At 51.8% G+C, this 13,491-nt stretch carries 11 protein-coding genes; 2 read left to right on the forward strand and 9 right to left on the reverse strand.

From position 1 onward, the window contains the following. Positions 1 to 89: 89 nt before the first annotated feature. The 8 genes from ubiB to HAV38_RS06720 all read right to left on the reverse strand — a co-directional run bounded on the left by ubiB (position 90) and on the right by HAV38_RS06720 (position 10,216). Positions 90 to 1,670, reverse strand: coding sequence for a ubiquinone biosynthesis regulatory protein kinase UbiB (gene ubiB / locus HAV38_RS06685; protein WP_168053725.1), 1,581 nt, complete (start codon positions 1,668 to 1,670; stop codon positions 90 to 92). Between the two features lie 174 nt (positions 1,671 to 1,844). Further along, complete coding sequence (locus tag HAV38_RS06690) at positions 1,845 to 2,510, reverse strand: ubiquinone biosynthesis accessory factor UbiJ (RefSeq protein ID WP_245182244.1); 666 nt, start codon at positions 2,508 to 2,510, stop codon at positions 1,845 to 1,847. Positions 2,511 to 2,693: 183 nt separating this feature from the next. Beyond that, complete coding sequence (locus HAV38_RS06695; protein WP_168053727.1) at positions 2,694 to 3,629, reverse strand: Tim44 domain-containing protein; 936 nt, start codon at positions 3,627 to 3,629, stop codon at positions 2,694 to 2,696. A gap of 20 nt (positions 3,630 to 3,649) precedes the next feature. Further along, positions 3,650 to 4,384 (reverse strand): bifunctional demethylmenaquinone methyltransferase/2-methoxy-6-polyprenyl-1,4-benzoquinol methylase UbiE, encoded by a 735-nt coding sequence (ubiE, locus tag HAV38_RS06700; RefSeq protein WP_168053729.1) that lies wholly within the window; start codon positions 4,382 to 4,384, stop codon positions 3,650 to 3,652. Between the two features lie 219 nt (positions 4,385 to 4,603). After that, positions 4,604 to 5,161 carry a phosphonate degradation HD-domain oxygenase gene (locus HAV38_RS06705; protein WP_168053731.1) on the reverse strand — a complete coding sequence of 186 codons (558 nt, stop codon included), beginning with the start codon at positions 5,159 to 5,161 and terminating at the stop codon, positions 4,604 to 4,606. Positions 5,162 to 5,308: 147 nt separating this feature from the next. Further along, positions 5,309 to 5,740 (reverse strand): gamma-butyrobetaine hydroxylase family protein, encoded by a 432-nt coding sequence (locus HAV38_RS06710; protein WP_168053733.1) that lies wholly within the window; start codon positions 5,738 to 5,740, stop codon positions 5,309 to 5,311. 19 nt (positions 5,741 to 5,759) lie between these two features. Further along, positions 5,760 to 6,197 (reverse strand): HIT family protein, encoded by a 438-nt coding sequence (locus HAV38_RS06715; protein ID WP_168053735.1) that lies wholly within the window; start codon positions 6,195 to 6,197, stop codon positions 5,760 to 5,762. Between the two features lie 2 nt (positions 6,198 to 6,199). Then, entirely contained in the window at positions 6,200 to 10,216 is a 4,017-nt protein-coding gene (locus tag HAV38_RS06720; protein ID WP_168053737.1) for a DUF3683 domain-containing protein, read from the reverse strand. 508 nt (positions 10,217 to 10,724) lie between these two features. On the opposite strand from HAV38_RS06720, the gene HAV38_RS06725 reads away from it, so the two are divergent. Further along, positions 10,725 to 10,880, forward strand: coding sequence for a hypothetical protein (locus HAV38_RS06725; RefSeq protein ID WP_168053739.1), 156 nt, complete (start codon positions 10,725 to 10,727; stop codon positions 10,878 to 10,880). 35 nt (positions 10,881 to 10,915) lie between these two features. On the opposite strand, the gene HAV38_RS06730 is transcribed toward HAV38_RS06725, so the two are convergent. Then, positions 10,916 to 11,407 carry a YqaA family protein gene (locus tag HAV38_RS06730; RefSeq protein WP_168053740.1) on the reverse strand — a complete coding sequence of 164 codons (492 nt, stop codon included), beginning with the start codon at positions 11,405 to 11,407 and terminating at the stop codon, positions 10,916 to 10,918. Between the two features lie 316 nt (positions 11,408 to 11,723). Here HAV38_RS06730 and ilvA point away from each other — a divergent pair, with 316 nt between their 5' ends. Beyond that, positions 11,724 to 13,250 (forward strand): threonine ammonia-lyase, biosynthetic, encoded by a 1,527-nt coding sequence (gene ilvA / locus HAV38_RS06735; RefSeq protein ID WP_168053742.1) that lies wholly within the window; start codon positions 11,724 to 11,726, stop codon positions 13,248 to 13,250. Positions 13,251 to 13,491: the final 241 nt, after the last annotated feature.

Below are 13,491 nucleotides of genomic sequence, written 5' to 3' on the forward strand. Positions count from 1 at the left end.
AACGCTGTAACTTCTAAGCTCTATCTTCCGCGCACTCATTCTGCACGACCAGCTTCTAAGCGGCCATTACCTGCACAGCTAAAAGGAAGTTAGCCGCCGAAGAAGAAATAACCCCAACGCTGATAAATCAGCATGAGCAAAACGCCGCCCATTATTCCCCCGCCTAAATACACCACTATCCCGAGCAAATGATTGGTGCGCTTTTGCTCAGCGATGGACAGCAATAACAGCCTCTCATCATGGCGGTTGTTGCCGTCAACGACCTTCGACAACGCATGGTGTATTAACCGAGGCAACTGCGGCAGCAATTTGCTATAGCGCGGTGCTTCGATTTTAAGATGTTGAATCAGTCCGCGCCAGCCGATTTGCTCGCTCATCCACCGCTCTAAATATGGTTTTGCGGTTTTCCACAAATCCAGCTCAGGGTCCAGTTGGCGTCCGAGACCTTCAACGTTAAGTAAGGTCTTTTGCAACAGCACCAGTTGCGGCTGCACTTCTACATTAAAACGGCGCGAGGTCTGGAACAATCTCAGCAGTACTTGCCCAAATGAAATATCTTTCAGCGGGCGATCAAAGATCGGTTCACAACAAGCGCGCACCGCTGATTCCAGCTCGTCCACCCGCGTTTCTTTAGGCGCCCAGCCGGACTCTATATGTGCTTCTGCCACCCGCTTATAATCGCGCTGAAAAAATGCGAGAAAATTTTGCGATAGATAATCTTTATCAAAGTCGTTCAGTGTGCCAACGATCCCGAAATCCAGTGCTATATACCGGCCAAACGTCGCCGGTGCAACGGACACCAAGATGTTTCCTGGATGCATATCTGCATGAAAAAAACCGTCTCGAAATACCTGTGTAAAGAAAATCTCGACACCGTCACTAGACAACTTTTTCATATCAACGCCAGCGGCGCGTAAGCGGTCAAGCTGCGAAATCGGAATGCCGTGCATGCGCTCCATTACAATGACCGATGACGAACAATACTCCCAGAACATTTCAGGCACCATCAACAAATCGGAATCGGCAAAATTGCGTCTTAGCTGACTGCCGTTAGCGGCTTCCCGCATCAGATCAAGCTCATCATGCAGGTATTTATCAAACTCACCGACGACCTCACGGGCCTTCAGCCGTTTGCCGTCCGCCCACAATTTTTCAACCAGCTCGGCGGCCAGGCGCATCAGCGCCACATCATCGTCGATGGATTTTTTCATGCCGGGACGCAGCACTTTTACCGCGACCTCACGACCGTTTTTGAGCGTGGCAAAATGGACTTGTGCAATCGAAGCAGACGCCACAGGCTCACGCTCGAAACTGGCGAAGAGTTGGTCAGGGTGGGCCTTTAATGATCTCTGAATTTGCGCAATCGCCAGATCGGAACTAAACGGCGGTACGCGATCCTGCAAACTCGCCAGTTCGTCCACTATGTCGCCCGGCAACAAGTCGCGCCGGGTCGAAAGGACCTGACCGAACTTGACAAAAATCGGACCCAATTCTTCAAGCGCCTTGCGCAACCGCTCACCGCGTGGAGCTGACAAATCACGCCAAAATAACAACGTGTTAATCAATCTGGAAATACGCGGCTTGGCAAATCCGGACATCACGATATCGTCGAGCCCATAACGTATGGCGACCCGTGCAATCTTTGTAATCCGTGCAAGTTTTAAAATCATTGGTACCCAGCTTTCAACTTAATATGTGCATTTGATCTATTTGGAAACCGGTTGCTCGGTCCGAGGGCAGGCATCAGGGTGCGATGGCGGCGCTGAAAAATCTAGCGTCTGTAAATTTGTTCTTTCAGCGACCATTCCGTCCGCCACGTTTTCGTGCAGGTTTCACGCCGACTACTACTTCGACGGTGGTCCATTTCGCGAACGTTCGAGGCGCTCAACCCGCTTGATCAGCCGCTCCATATCGTCCCGCAAAATCGTCACCTCGCGCGTAAAATCTGACACCGCATGCGGACGCACCAGTAAAGGTTTTTCTTCAAGAAAATATTCCGCCAGATTCTCAGCCAACTTTTGGTGAGTCGTCTTTACCGTATGCAATGTAGCCTTGGCGGCAGAGACCATCCGCGTGGCGGCAATATCGCCGACCCATTTGCTCAGGTCCTGCTCAGCATCCCAGCGTATGCCCATGCCCACTTGAGAAATTACACTGGCCAGGTCGGCATCGCCCTCAATATTAACGTAAGAAAATGCCCGTTCAGGGTTTTGCGCCATCAATGGCAAATCGGACAGCTTCATTCGAATAGTGACATTGGGCGCTATCGACGCTCGGGTTTCCGCCGCGGTATCTTCCGTAGTGTGGCCCAAAGACGCGCTAGCCGCAGTATGCAGAGCATCGAAGACCGGCGTCTGCAACATGCCGTCATCCGTGATTTGCCACTTGAACACGATCGCGCCACTATCGATATACGCGATTTTTCCGGCATGCGCGGCAAGTTTTCGCTGCGCCCAAGGCTCTTGGGCGAGAAGATGGTTAATGGCTACGGTAATGGGCGTAAAGTTCAAGGGGAAGTCCTGATCACAAAACAAAACCGCCCGTGACAATTCAGGGGCGGTCCAAGTTTATCAGAAGCGGTTTAAAACCGACGGCGCATCGCGCATTAGAGGGTTATTTATAACAAATATTAAAGCGATCGAATAAATGCCCAAATTGCTGAACGCACTGCGCTCAGCCTACCGCTATCCACATTAATTAACCTGCTGAATCCCTGCAAGTATCCAACCACCCTGACCCGATACCGGCTTGGATAAATTCCACACCTCCGTGAATGGCTCGGCGGATGCTTCCGGTGCTTCCTTAATCAGACCGCTAAATTTGACGCTGGCCAGATAATGGTCGCCGACCGTTTCGATACCCATCAATTCGCCGTCAAGTTGCACGACGTCGGTATTGTTGGCGGACGCGCCACGCTCTTGCAATTGCATTTTTAACTCGCCAAACATCTCGGGTGAAGTGAATTCACGAATATCGTTGGTATCGGCTTTATCCCATGCTGCTTGCAGACGAATGAAATAGGTTTTGGCGCTACGCACAAAGCCTGGAACATCGAAATCTGCAGGAATTCCCCAAGGTACGCTACTCTGTCCGGTAACTGGTCGGTCGGTCTGGAACGCAGAAGGCCGGACCGGCTCAATCCGTGAACCGATCTCAGGGGTAAAACCGGCATTACTGTTCATGATTGGTTCGTTGACGGCACGCTGTGGCTCAGACGCATTATTCGAATAAGCGCTTGGATAAGCTGGCGCCGCATTGCTATTACGCCGCATGACCATGCGCACCACCATGATGACGACAAAAGCTAGCAGAAGGATCATCAGGAGCGATCCGCCCGCCCCCCCAAGACCAAAGTGGGACATCATCGCGCCCAATCCTAATCCCAACAGTGCGCCGCCGACAATACCTCTCCACGGACTGGCTGGTTTAGGTGCTGCGCCCGGGGTTGCAGCAGGCGCGGCAGGACGTGCCAAATTTTGTTGGGAAGGACTATTTGGAACTGAGCGTGAAATTCCCGAGGACTGGCGACCAAATGAACCGCCGCCGCCAAGCCGCCGTGCTTCTGCACTCGAAATCGTCAGTGATAATGCGCTGACAATTAACATTAGTACGACTAGTAATTTTTTCATGCTGCCTCCTGACATAGTGCTTAGAGTTTGATCCCGGTGTGCAACGCGGCCACACCAGCAGTTAAATTAAAATATTGCACGCGAGAAAGTCCCGCATCCTGCATCATCTGTTTCAACGTGTCCTGATCCGGGTGCATGCGAATCGACTCGGCCAGATAACGGTAACTTTCAGCATCGTTGGCAATCTTCTTGCCTAACCATGGTAGTACTGAAAACGAGTACACGTCATAAGGTTTTTTGAGCTGTTCGCAGACTTTGGAAAATTCTAGTACCAACAGTTTGCCGCCTGGCTTCAATACCCGGCGCATCTCAGACAGCGCGACATCTTTATGCGTCATGTTGCGCAAACCGAAAGCGACCGAAACGCGATCAAAATAATTATCGGGGAACGGCAATTTTTCAGCGTCACAAAGCAAAGTGGGGGTTGATATGCCAGTATTCAAGACGCGATCGCGCCCGACACGCAACATGGACTCATTGATGTCGGTCAGCCAGACTTCACCAGTTGGGCCAGCACGCTTGGCAAAAGCCTTCGCTAAATCGCCGGTACCACCAGCAATATCCAGCACTTTGAAGCCAGGCCGTATTGCCGCCTGTCCGATAGTGAAAGCTTTCCATAAACGATGCATGCCAGCCGACATCAGATCGTTCATGACGTCATATTTAGCCGCAACCGAATGAAAAACTTCGGCAACTTTATGAACTTTTTCTTCTTCGGTAACGGTTTTGTAACCGAAATGGGTAGTATTGGTCATATTGGCAACCTTGTTTGAGCAAGCATTATACAAGCCAGCTACTAATGTTGTGGTGTTGAATCCTGTGCATCGCGCCGACCGCGTCTCGCCGACCGCGTCTTCCCGCACCGCTAATGAAAGACAACGTCACGATGCGGCAGTTCATTATAAGAAACACTTCCGCGTAGCGCTAACCAAGAAGCTCAGACAATTTCCTGTGCGCTAATCATTTTTGACTGGTCAGCTATTCAAACCGCTCAAGGCGCATTCTGACATTAAGGCGGCAAAATAGGGCATCGCTGGGGTAACGAAGCCAGCCTCTTTTGCCAGATCATCCCATAGTCGCAGACTTACTGCATCTGCAGCAAACGGTTGTGCGATAAAAGTCGACGCCGCGTCTGCACTGAACACGCCGCCTTGCAACGCGAGACTGCGTTTGGAGTCTTCCGAAAGCTTTTCAAAGTAGCCCATGTCAGTCGCGCACAAGTACCGCTTGGCGTCTACGTGCAGCCGAATCGGCTCGAGCACCGCCGGGCTGAACAAGCCGCGCAAATACGGTATCGCAAAATATTGATGGGTATCATCAATGCCGCGCTCCGATGGCGTCGCGCCTTGCGCATTGAGCAGATGCCCTAAATCATGCAGCAAAGCCGCACAAATCAGTTCTGGCGTTGCGCCTGCTTGATCAGCGAGCGTCGCCGTCTGAAGTGCATGTTCCCGTTGCGAGACTGGTTCGCCGGAATACATCGCATCGCCCTCATCCTCAAACAACTTGCAGATTTCTGGAATTGACAACATCGGATTGCGTCCCGTTATTCCTGAATAAATACCAAAAGGGTCTGATCAATTCCATCTAACATGTTAAACGATGGCGGGACCGCGAAAGGAACAATGGCAAGGAGTAACGGAGAATTGACAATGCCGCGACCAAAGTGACGCAGCACCTTATCCGCAACCGTGTCCGCCCGCTTTCTTGGTCGTCATCGACAAATCGCGCCCAGCCTCGCGGCCATGCCCGGCAGCGTCCAGTCGTTGAAAATAGTCCTCCCGCAGCGCATCCTGTTCGCGGCCGAGTTTGTACAAATAGCTCCACGTGAAAATGCCGCTCTCATGACCGTCAGAAAAGGTTGGCTTAACGCCGTAGTTGCCGACAGGATCAAGCGCAGCCAGGGTAACGTTGCGTTTGCCTGTTTGCAATGTTTGCTGACCTTCGCCGTGGCCTTGTACCTCAGCCGATGGTGAGTAGACCCGCATCAATTCGAATGGCAACGAGAATTCCGCACCATCGTCAAACACGACCTCCAACACACGCGATTTTTGCCGCGCTGTGAACGATACAGGGGTTGGAACTGAAGCAGATTGTTTGGAGCCGAGCATGATTCTATCCGTAAAAAAGTTATAGTTGCGCAAGCGCGGTCTGCAAGGCCGGTACCAATACCGACAACAATGCACGACGCGCAGTAAGTGCTTCTGGCGACGTCGTTTGCTGGACGCTACCCCACACTGGCTGCGGGAAATGTGCATCATCCAGATAGCGGGGGATGACATGCCAATGCAAGTGGGGCGTCATATTGCCAAAACAGGCCAGATTGATTTTTTCCGGTTGCATGACGGTGCGTATTGTAGACTCTACGCTCCACACCGCACACATAAAAATAGCACGTTCATCGACCGATAAGTCCGTCATTTCTTTCACGTGATCGCGCCAGATGACCCTGCAAAAGCCGGGGTACTGGTCGTCATCGACCAGCACCACCCGAAATTTGGCGGTGCTAAATAACACTTCGCCGCCGTCACCCTCGCATAGTTCACAGCGCGCTTGCTCTGCCGTCATGATTACACCAGTACCCGCTCGATACCGCCGTTGTTGGCGCGATTGACATAATCGGGCAACCAGTTTTCGCCGAGCAGATGCTTGGCCATTTCGACCACGATGTAATCCGCAGTGGTGCCGGAATCATCGTTGTAGCGCGTCAGGCCTTGCAAGCAGGACGGACACGACGTGAGGATTTTTACTTCGCCGGTGAAACCGTCAGCGCGCACCTTATCTGCGCCTTTGACCATTTCTTCTTCCTTGCGGAAACGTACCTGCGTCGACACGTCCGGTCGGCTGACGCCAAAGGTTCCAGACTCGCCGCAGCAACGCTCGTTTTTTTCGATCTTCTGGTTATCAACTGTCGAGATCAACGCATTCACCGTTTTTAGCGGGTCCTGCAACTTCATCGGCGAGTGACAAGGATCGTGATACATGTAACGGGTACCGTTGACGCCTTCCAGTTTCAGATTCTTTTCGAGCAGGTATTCATGGATATCAATGATGCGGCAGCCGGGGAAAATCTTCTCGAACTCGTAACCTTGCAGCTGATCGTAACAAGTCCCGCACGACACCACGACAGTCTTGATATCGAGATAATTAAGTGTGTTGGCCATGCGATGGAACAGGACGCGATTGTCGGTGATGATTTTTTCGGCCTTGTCGTAATCCCCCGACCCACGTTGTGGATAACCGCAGCACAGATATCCCGGTGGCAATACCGTTTGAACGCCAACATGCCACAACATTGCCTGCGTCGCCAAACCAACTTGCGAGAACAAGCGCTCCGAACCACAACCCGGGAAGTAGAACACCGCTTCCGTTTCGGCCGTCGTGGTGTGCGGATCACGAATAATCGGGATGACTTTATCGTCTTCAATATCCAGCAACGCGCGCGCGGTCTTCTTGGGCAAATTGCCCGGCATCTTTTTGTTGATAAAGTGAATTATCTGCTCTTTAATCGGTGCCTTACCGATGGTCGACGGCGGTGCTTTGGTCTGCTTTTTGGCAAACTTTTTTAGTACATCGTTACCTAAACGTTGCGCCTTGAAACCCCAATCGGTCATGACTTTGCGGGTCATATTGATGGTTGCCGGATCCTTGGCATTTAGGAAGAACATCGCCGCCGACGTGCCGGGATTAAACGATTTTTTGTTCATCTTGCGCAGCAGATTGCGCATGTTCATCGATACTTCACCGAAGTCGATATCCACCGGGCATGGCGTTAAACACTTGTGGCAGACGGTGCAATGGTCAGCGACGTCTTCAAACTCTTCCCAATGCTTAATCGAAATGCCGCGGCGAGTCTGCTCTTCGTACAAGAAAGCTTCGACCAGCAGCGACGTTGCCAGAATCTTGTTGCGTGGTGAGTACAGCAAGTTGGCGCGCGGCACATGGGTCGCACACACCGGCTTACATTTACCGCAACGCAAACAATCTTTGATACTGGTCGCAATTGCGCCGATATCGCTTTGCTGCATGATTAGGGACTCGTGTCCCATCAACCCGAACGATGGGGTGTAAGCATTACTAAGATCAGCCTCAAGACCCGGCAGATTAAGTAGTTTGCCTTTGTTAAAACGGCCTTCCGGATCGACGCGTAATTTGTAATCGCGGAAATCCTTGATCTCCTCTTCAGTCACAAATTCCAGCTTGGTAATACCAATCCCGTGCTCACCAGAAATGACGCCATCCAGCGAACGCGCCAACTTCATGATGCGTGCGACGGCAGCGTGCGCATCCTGCAGCATTTCATAATGGTCCGAGTTGACCGGCAAGTTGGTGTGGACATTGCCATCACCAGCATGCATATGCAGCGCCACAAATACGCGCCCGCGCAGCACCTTTTTATGAATCGCCGTGCATTCGTCCAAAATCAACTTGAACGCGCCGCCATTGAATATTTGACGCAATTGCGCGCGTACTTCCTGCTTCCAGGAAACACTCACAGTACGATCCTGCACGACGTCAAACAGGCGTGCGTCCGGTTGGGTTATCAGGCGCTGTTCAAACGTTGCGCTTAATTTACCCAATCCCAGCACCGCCAGTTCAGTCTTTACATCTGCCAGAGGGGCATCAAGTTGCTGCAACAAAAAGGTCCAGCGCATTTTTGCTTTCGCGAGCAGATCTTCTGCTTGCGGTATGCGCTGTTCTATCAGTTCGGCGCCAGTAATATCGTCGTCATCAGACTCCTCGCTTTTGCTTATAGGCAGATTGCCCTTGCCGATGAAGGCCTGCAACTCGTCCAGCAACTGCAACTTGTTTTTGATGGATAACTCAATATTGATCCGCTCAATACCGTCGGTGTACTCTCCCATGCGGTTGAGCGGAATGACTACGTCTTCGTTAATTTTGAAAGCGTTGGTGTGCTTGGAGATCGCCGCAGTGCGGGAACGATCGGCCCAGAACTTCTTACGCGCCTCCGGACTTACCGCCACAAATCCTTCGCCAACGCGATTATTGGCCAGTCGGACAACTTCTGAGGCTGCATGAGCGACGGCGTTTTCGTCATCGCCGACGATGTCGCCAAACAACGCCATCTTCGGCAACACGCCGCGTTTGGACTTGGTGGAGTATCCGACAGCGCGCAAATAGCGCTCGTCCAAATGTTCGAGGCCCGCGAGGCGGATGGAAGTGAACCCGCCGCCTTTTGCTGGCAAAGCATCCAGATAGTTTTTGATTTCAACAATCGATGGAATCGCGTCCCGCGCCTGACCAAAAAATTCCAGGCAAACGGTGCGGGTGAATTTTGGCATCTTGTGCAAAATCCACACGCCAGACGTTATAAGACCGTCGCAACCTTCCTTCTGAATGCCCGGCAAACCTGCTAAAAATTTGTCGGTGACATCCTTGCCCAAGCCTTCTTTACGGAAAGTCCCGCCTGGTATTTCAAGAATCTCGCTCTTGAATACCGCTTCTGCAGGATGTCCTTTGGCGGCAGGATGACGCCATTCGAGCTTGAAGCGCGCTAATGGCGTGTCATGAATTTTGCTAAGATTGTGGTCCAGACGCGTGACATCAAGCCAGTCGCCGTTTGGATCAACCATTCTCCAGCTCGCCAGATTATCAATGGCGGTGCCCCACAACAAAGCCTTTTTTCCGCCCGCGTTCATGGCTATATTGCCGCCGATACACGATGCGGAGGCGGATGTCGGGTCTACCGCGAACACGAAGCCGGCTTTTTCAGCTGCATCGGCCACGCGCTTGGTGACCACGCCAGCGCCCGAAAATATCGTCGCATATTCTATTTGCAGACCCGGCAACACGGCCATTTCGACCTCGCCCAACTGCTCAAGCTTTTCGGTGTTGATTACAGCAGAGAATGGCGTCAGCGGAATCGCGCCGCCGGTGTACCCAGTGCCGCCGCCCCGCGGAATAATGGTCAGACCGAGTTCAATACAGCCTTTAACCAGACCGGCCATCTCGTCTTCACTATCGGGTGTCAGCACAACGAACGGATACTCAACACGCCAGTCGGTGGCATCCGTTACGTGCGAGACGCGTGACAGGCCGTCAAATTTAATATTGTCCTTAGCGGTATAGCGCCCCAAAATTTTATTGGTGCGCTTACGCAAGTCATAGGTTTGCCGGAATTCATCCGAAAATTTGGTGATAGCTAACCGTGCGGCCTGAACCAGGGCCTCTACATTGGCGCTGCGCCGGATCGCGTCATCGTCATGGACACCATTATGGGCAACGCCCAGCCGACGCTTGTCGACTTCTGCTAAACGATGGTTAAGCGCGTCAATCAGCGCCTGCCGCCGTTTTGGATTGTCGAGCATATCGTCTTGCAAGTACGGATTGCGGCGTACGACCCAAATATCGCCCAACACCTCGTACAGCATGCGCGCTGAACGGCCGGTCTGACGCTTGGAGCGTAATTCATCTAGCAACGTCCACGAAGCTTCACCGAGGAGACGGATGACAATTTCACGATCTGAAAAAGAGGTGTAATTGTAAGGAATTTCACGCACGCGTGTAGGGGTCGCGCCATGGGGAGCGTCTGTAACTAAGGCTTGGATTTGTACTGGGGCGTTCATGTATATTAATAGAGTAGGCTGCCACTGAGTGTGCATTTTAGCCTATCGCGCGACGTCGCGACGGCAAGGTGATGTTTGTATGACCTTACATTTGCATTTGATTCCCACTTCCGCCAGCGAAGGAAGGTGCGGAAACGCTTCCACAGCGGGAAAAATGAAGAAAGAGTCGCATAACGTGCAGAAAAGACTACAAGAATAAGACTACCACTTATCTGATGGCACGATAGGGACGAGCAATGGCATTGATAAATACAATCAATTTATATTTATTGATAGTATTAACCTATACTAATTACAACCGAAAGCGCTTTAACTGCTTTGTGTAACTATTCAACCCGTTTTTTTGAAAGCATCTATGTGGCATCAAATGTGGCGCATTGTGAATGACGGTGCAGACGACCTGACCGGAACGCTGGCCGCATACGCCGCCGCCAAAGGCTAAAGTGAAATTTGGGGGTAACCGACCACCAGCGCCCCTAACTACGTACCATTTTATTGGAGCATGTCCATGAACACCCGCAATCAAGTCCTTAACAATCGCTATTCCGGGCTGTCTCACCTGCTTAGCACCCTGCCGTGGCAAGTACGTATTGTGCCCCCACTCGTATTGATGCTGGTGGCACCGGCACTGGCAAACATCATCCTGCACGGGTTGACTGCATAAATTAAGTATTGAACAAATAATTAATTTACAAGAAGCTAGAAGGCCCATTGGGCGAGCTTATGCCAAAATCCGTCGGGCACCGACAGTAAAATCCATGTCATGGCGATATAGCGAAGAAATTTGCCGATGGCCATATACATAACGCACGGCCAAAACGGCAGTCGCAACCATCCGCCCAAGGTGCAGATCGGGTCACCGATAATTGGTAGCCAGCCTAAGATCATCGTTTTTGGGCCGTAATACTCTAACCAGTAAAACCAGCGGCTTTTGCGCTCCTGCGGAAAAGCTTGTTTGGCCCGATACCCCATCCAGTAATCCAGTGCGCCGCCGAGCGTATTACCGGCAGTCGCAACGACAATAACCCACCAATACAACGCGCCATTGGCTTTAATGACGGCGAACACCGCCGGTTCTGATCCCAAAGGCAACAAAGTTGCGGACACAAAGCTAATGAAAAAGACCGACCACAATCCAACTGCGGGTACCGCCAGCAAGCTTAACAACCATACAACAGCGGATTCGATCATAATAAATTTTCAATAAGAGTGAAAGGGGTGCATCGGCAGCAAAATCTACCATGCTGCTAGCTGACGCAAGGTTCGGATTGAAAAGCATATACGCCCTGAACCATAAGCCTGGAAGCTGTTTTCAAGCATCTTTCAGGGTATTTAAGCGTATGTAACCGTGCACCAAATAGTTGGCCACTCAACCATTAATTCCCTTGCGCAACGCGGTCCATTATAATGACCGGCTGTCTTCATAACTGGGAGACATGAAAATTTGACCAGGCGCTAGCGACCAGGACCCTCCTGATCTGCCGTAGCGCGCTAATTTGACCCGACCATGCCTACAGATTATTTGCAAAAAATCTTGACTGCCCGCGTCTACGACGTCGCGCAGGAAACACCGCTTGAACTGGCACGGACGCTTTCGCTTAAGACGGACAACCAGATTTATTTCAAGCGCGAAGATATGCACAGCGTATTCAGCTTTAAGCTGCGCGGAGCATATAACAAGATGGCTAGCTTGACGCCACAGCAACTAAAACGTGGGGTCATTTGCGCTTCTGCGGGTAACCACGCACAAGGGTTGGCCCTGTCGGCAGCTAAACTTGGCTGTCGCGCCTTGATCGTGATGCCTACCACCACACCTCTGGTCAAGGTCGAGGCGGTGCGCGCACGTGGTGGTGAGGTGGTGCTGTTCGGCGACTCATATACCGAGGCCTACAACCATGCGGTGACGCTGGAAAAGAAAAACAAGCTGACTTTTGTGCATCCCTTTGACGATCCGCATGTCATCGCGGGTCAAGGCACGATAGGCATGGAAATTTTGCGCCAGCATGCCGGCCCTATTCATGCGATTTTTATTCCCGTCGGCGGCGGCGGTCTGATTGCAGGGATCGCTGCTTACGTGAAAGCGGTCCGCCCGGAAATAAAAATTATCGGCGTTCAGACAGTCGATTCTGATGGCATGGCACGCAGTCTTAAAGCCGGTCGGCGGGTAACGTTGTCCGACGTGGGCCTGTTTGCCGACGGCACTGCGGTTAAATTGGTGGGCGAAGAGACGTTTCGATTGGCCAAACTTTACGTGGATGAAATCATTCTGGTGGATACGGCCGCCGTTTGCACGGCTATCAAAGATGTATTTCAGGACACCCGGAGCATTTTGGAGCCGTCCGGGGCGCTCTCGGTCGCCGGGGCCAAAGCCTATGTCGAGCGCGCCAAAGGCACACGCAAACCGATCAAAAACCAGACGCTGATTACCATCGCCTCCGGTGCCAACATGAATTTCGACCGACTGGGCTTCGTCTCAGAAATGGCCGAGGTGGGACAATCGCGCGAGGCCGTATTTGCGGTCACGATGCCAGAAGAACGCGGTACTTTTGCCCGTTTCTGTAAATTAGTGGGCGACCGCAACGTCACGGAATTTAACTATCGGATCGGCGATGAACGCGCCGCGCATGTTTTCGTCGGCCTGCAAACGTCCAGCCGCGACGAATCCGGACTGATTGCCAAGAATTTCGAAAAGCACGGATACAACACGCTGGACCTGAGCCATGATGAACTGGCCAAGGTACATATACGCCATTTGGTGGGCGGCCGCAGTGCGCTGGCCCAGAACGAGCTGATGTATCGCTTCGAGTTTCCGGAACGTCCGGGCGCATTAATGCGTTTTCTGGATTGCATGGCACCAAACTGGAACATCAGTTTGTTTCATTATCGCAGTCAGGGCGGCGATGTCGGCCGTATTTTGATCGGACTTCAGGTACCGAAAAAAGAAATGAAGGCGTTCCGCTTATTTCTCGGCAATCTCGGCTATCGATACTGGGACGAAAGCGAGAACCCGGTTTATAAATTATTCCTGGGCTAAAGTAGACGTTTAATGTGGTAGTACGGGTAAATCGAGACTATTATTTTCCTGCGATGCGTGACCGTGCGTCTTTAAATCTTGGATTGGACCTGGTTTAGTAGCGGTTTGCCTAAGGGCCCTGTTCGTTCGCCCTTTTGGCATTTATTTTGTTGTGCTAATGTGATACTGCGGAAATCTTTTGTCGTTCCGATCAGAATTCCTTCGGCTTCACGCTACCATTGTTGACTCGAGGTTCGGGCGA

The organism is Glaciimonas immobilis (genome assembly GCF_011947285.1).
In the GTDB taxonomy this organism is placed as follows: Bacteria; Pseudomonadota; Gammaproteobacteria; order Burkholderiales; family Burkholderiaceae_D; genus Glaciimonas; species Glaciimonas immobilis.

Bases quoted from the DNA above. Each gene is read 5' to 3' on its own strand.
- HAV38_RS06725 (WP_168053739.1), top strand. From the start codon at position 10,725: ATGAACACCCGCAATCAAGTCCTTAACAATCGCTATTCCGGGCTGTCT.
- HAV38_RS06710 (WP_168053733.1), bottom strand. From the start codon at position 5,740: ATGCTCGGCTCCAAACAATCTGCTTCAGTTCCAACCCCTGTATCGTTC.
- HAV38_RS06720 (WP_168053737.1), bottom strand. From the start codon at position 10,216: ATGAACGCCCCAGTACAAATCCAAGCCTTAGTTACAGACGCTCCCCAT.
- ubiE (WP_168053729.1), bottom strand. From the start codon at position 4,384: ATGACCAATACTACCCATTTCGGTTACAAAACCGTTACCGAAGAAGAA.
- HAV38_RS06705 (WP_168053731.1), bottom strand. From the start codon at position 5,161: ATGTTGTCAATTCCAGAAATCTGCAAGTTGTTTGAGGATGAGGGCGAT.
- HAV38_RS06730 (WP_168053740.1), bottom strand. From the start codon at position 11,407: ATGATCGAATCCGCTGTTGTATGGTTGTTAAGCTTGCTGGCGGTACCC.
- ubiB (WP_168053725.1), bottom strand. From the start codon at position 1,670: ATGATTTTAAAACTTGCACGGATTACAAAGATTGCACGGGTCGCCATA.
- HAV38_RS06695 (WP_168053727.1), bottom strand. From the start codon at position 3,629: ATGAAAAAATTACTAGTCGTACTAATGTTAATTGTCAGCGCATTATCA.
- ilvA (WP_168053742.1), top strand. From the start codon at position 11,724: ATGCCTACAGATTATTTGCAAAAAATCTTGACTGCCCGCGTCTACGAC.
- HAV38_RS06715 (WP_168053735.1), bottom strand. From the start codon at position 6,197: ATGACGGCAGAGCAAGCGCGCTGTGAACTATGCGAGGGTGACGGCGGC.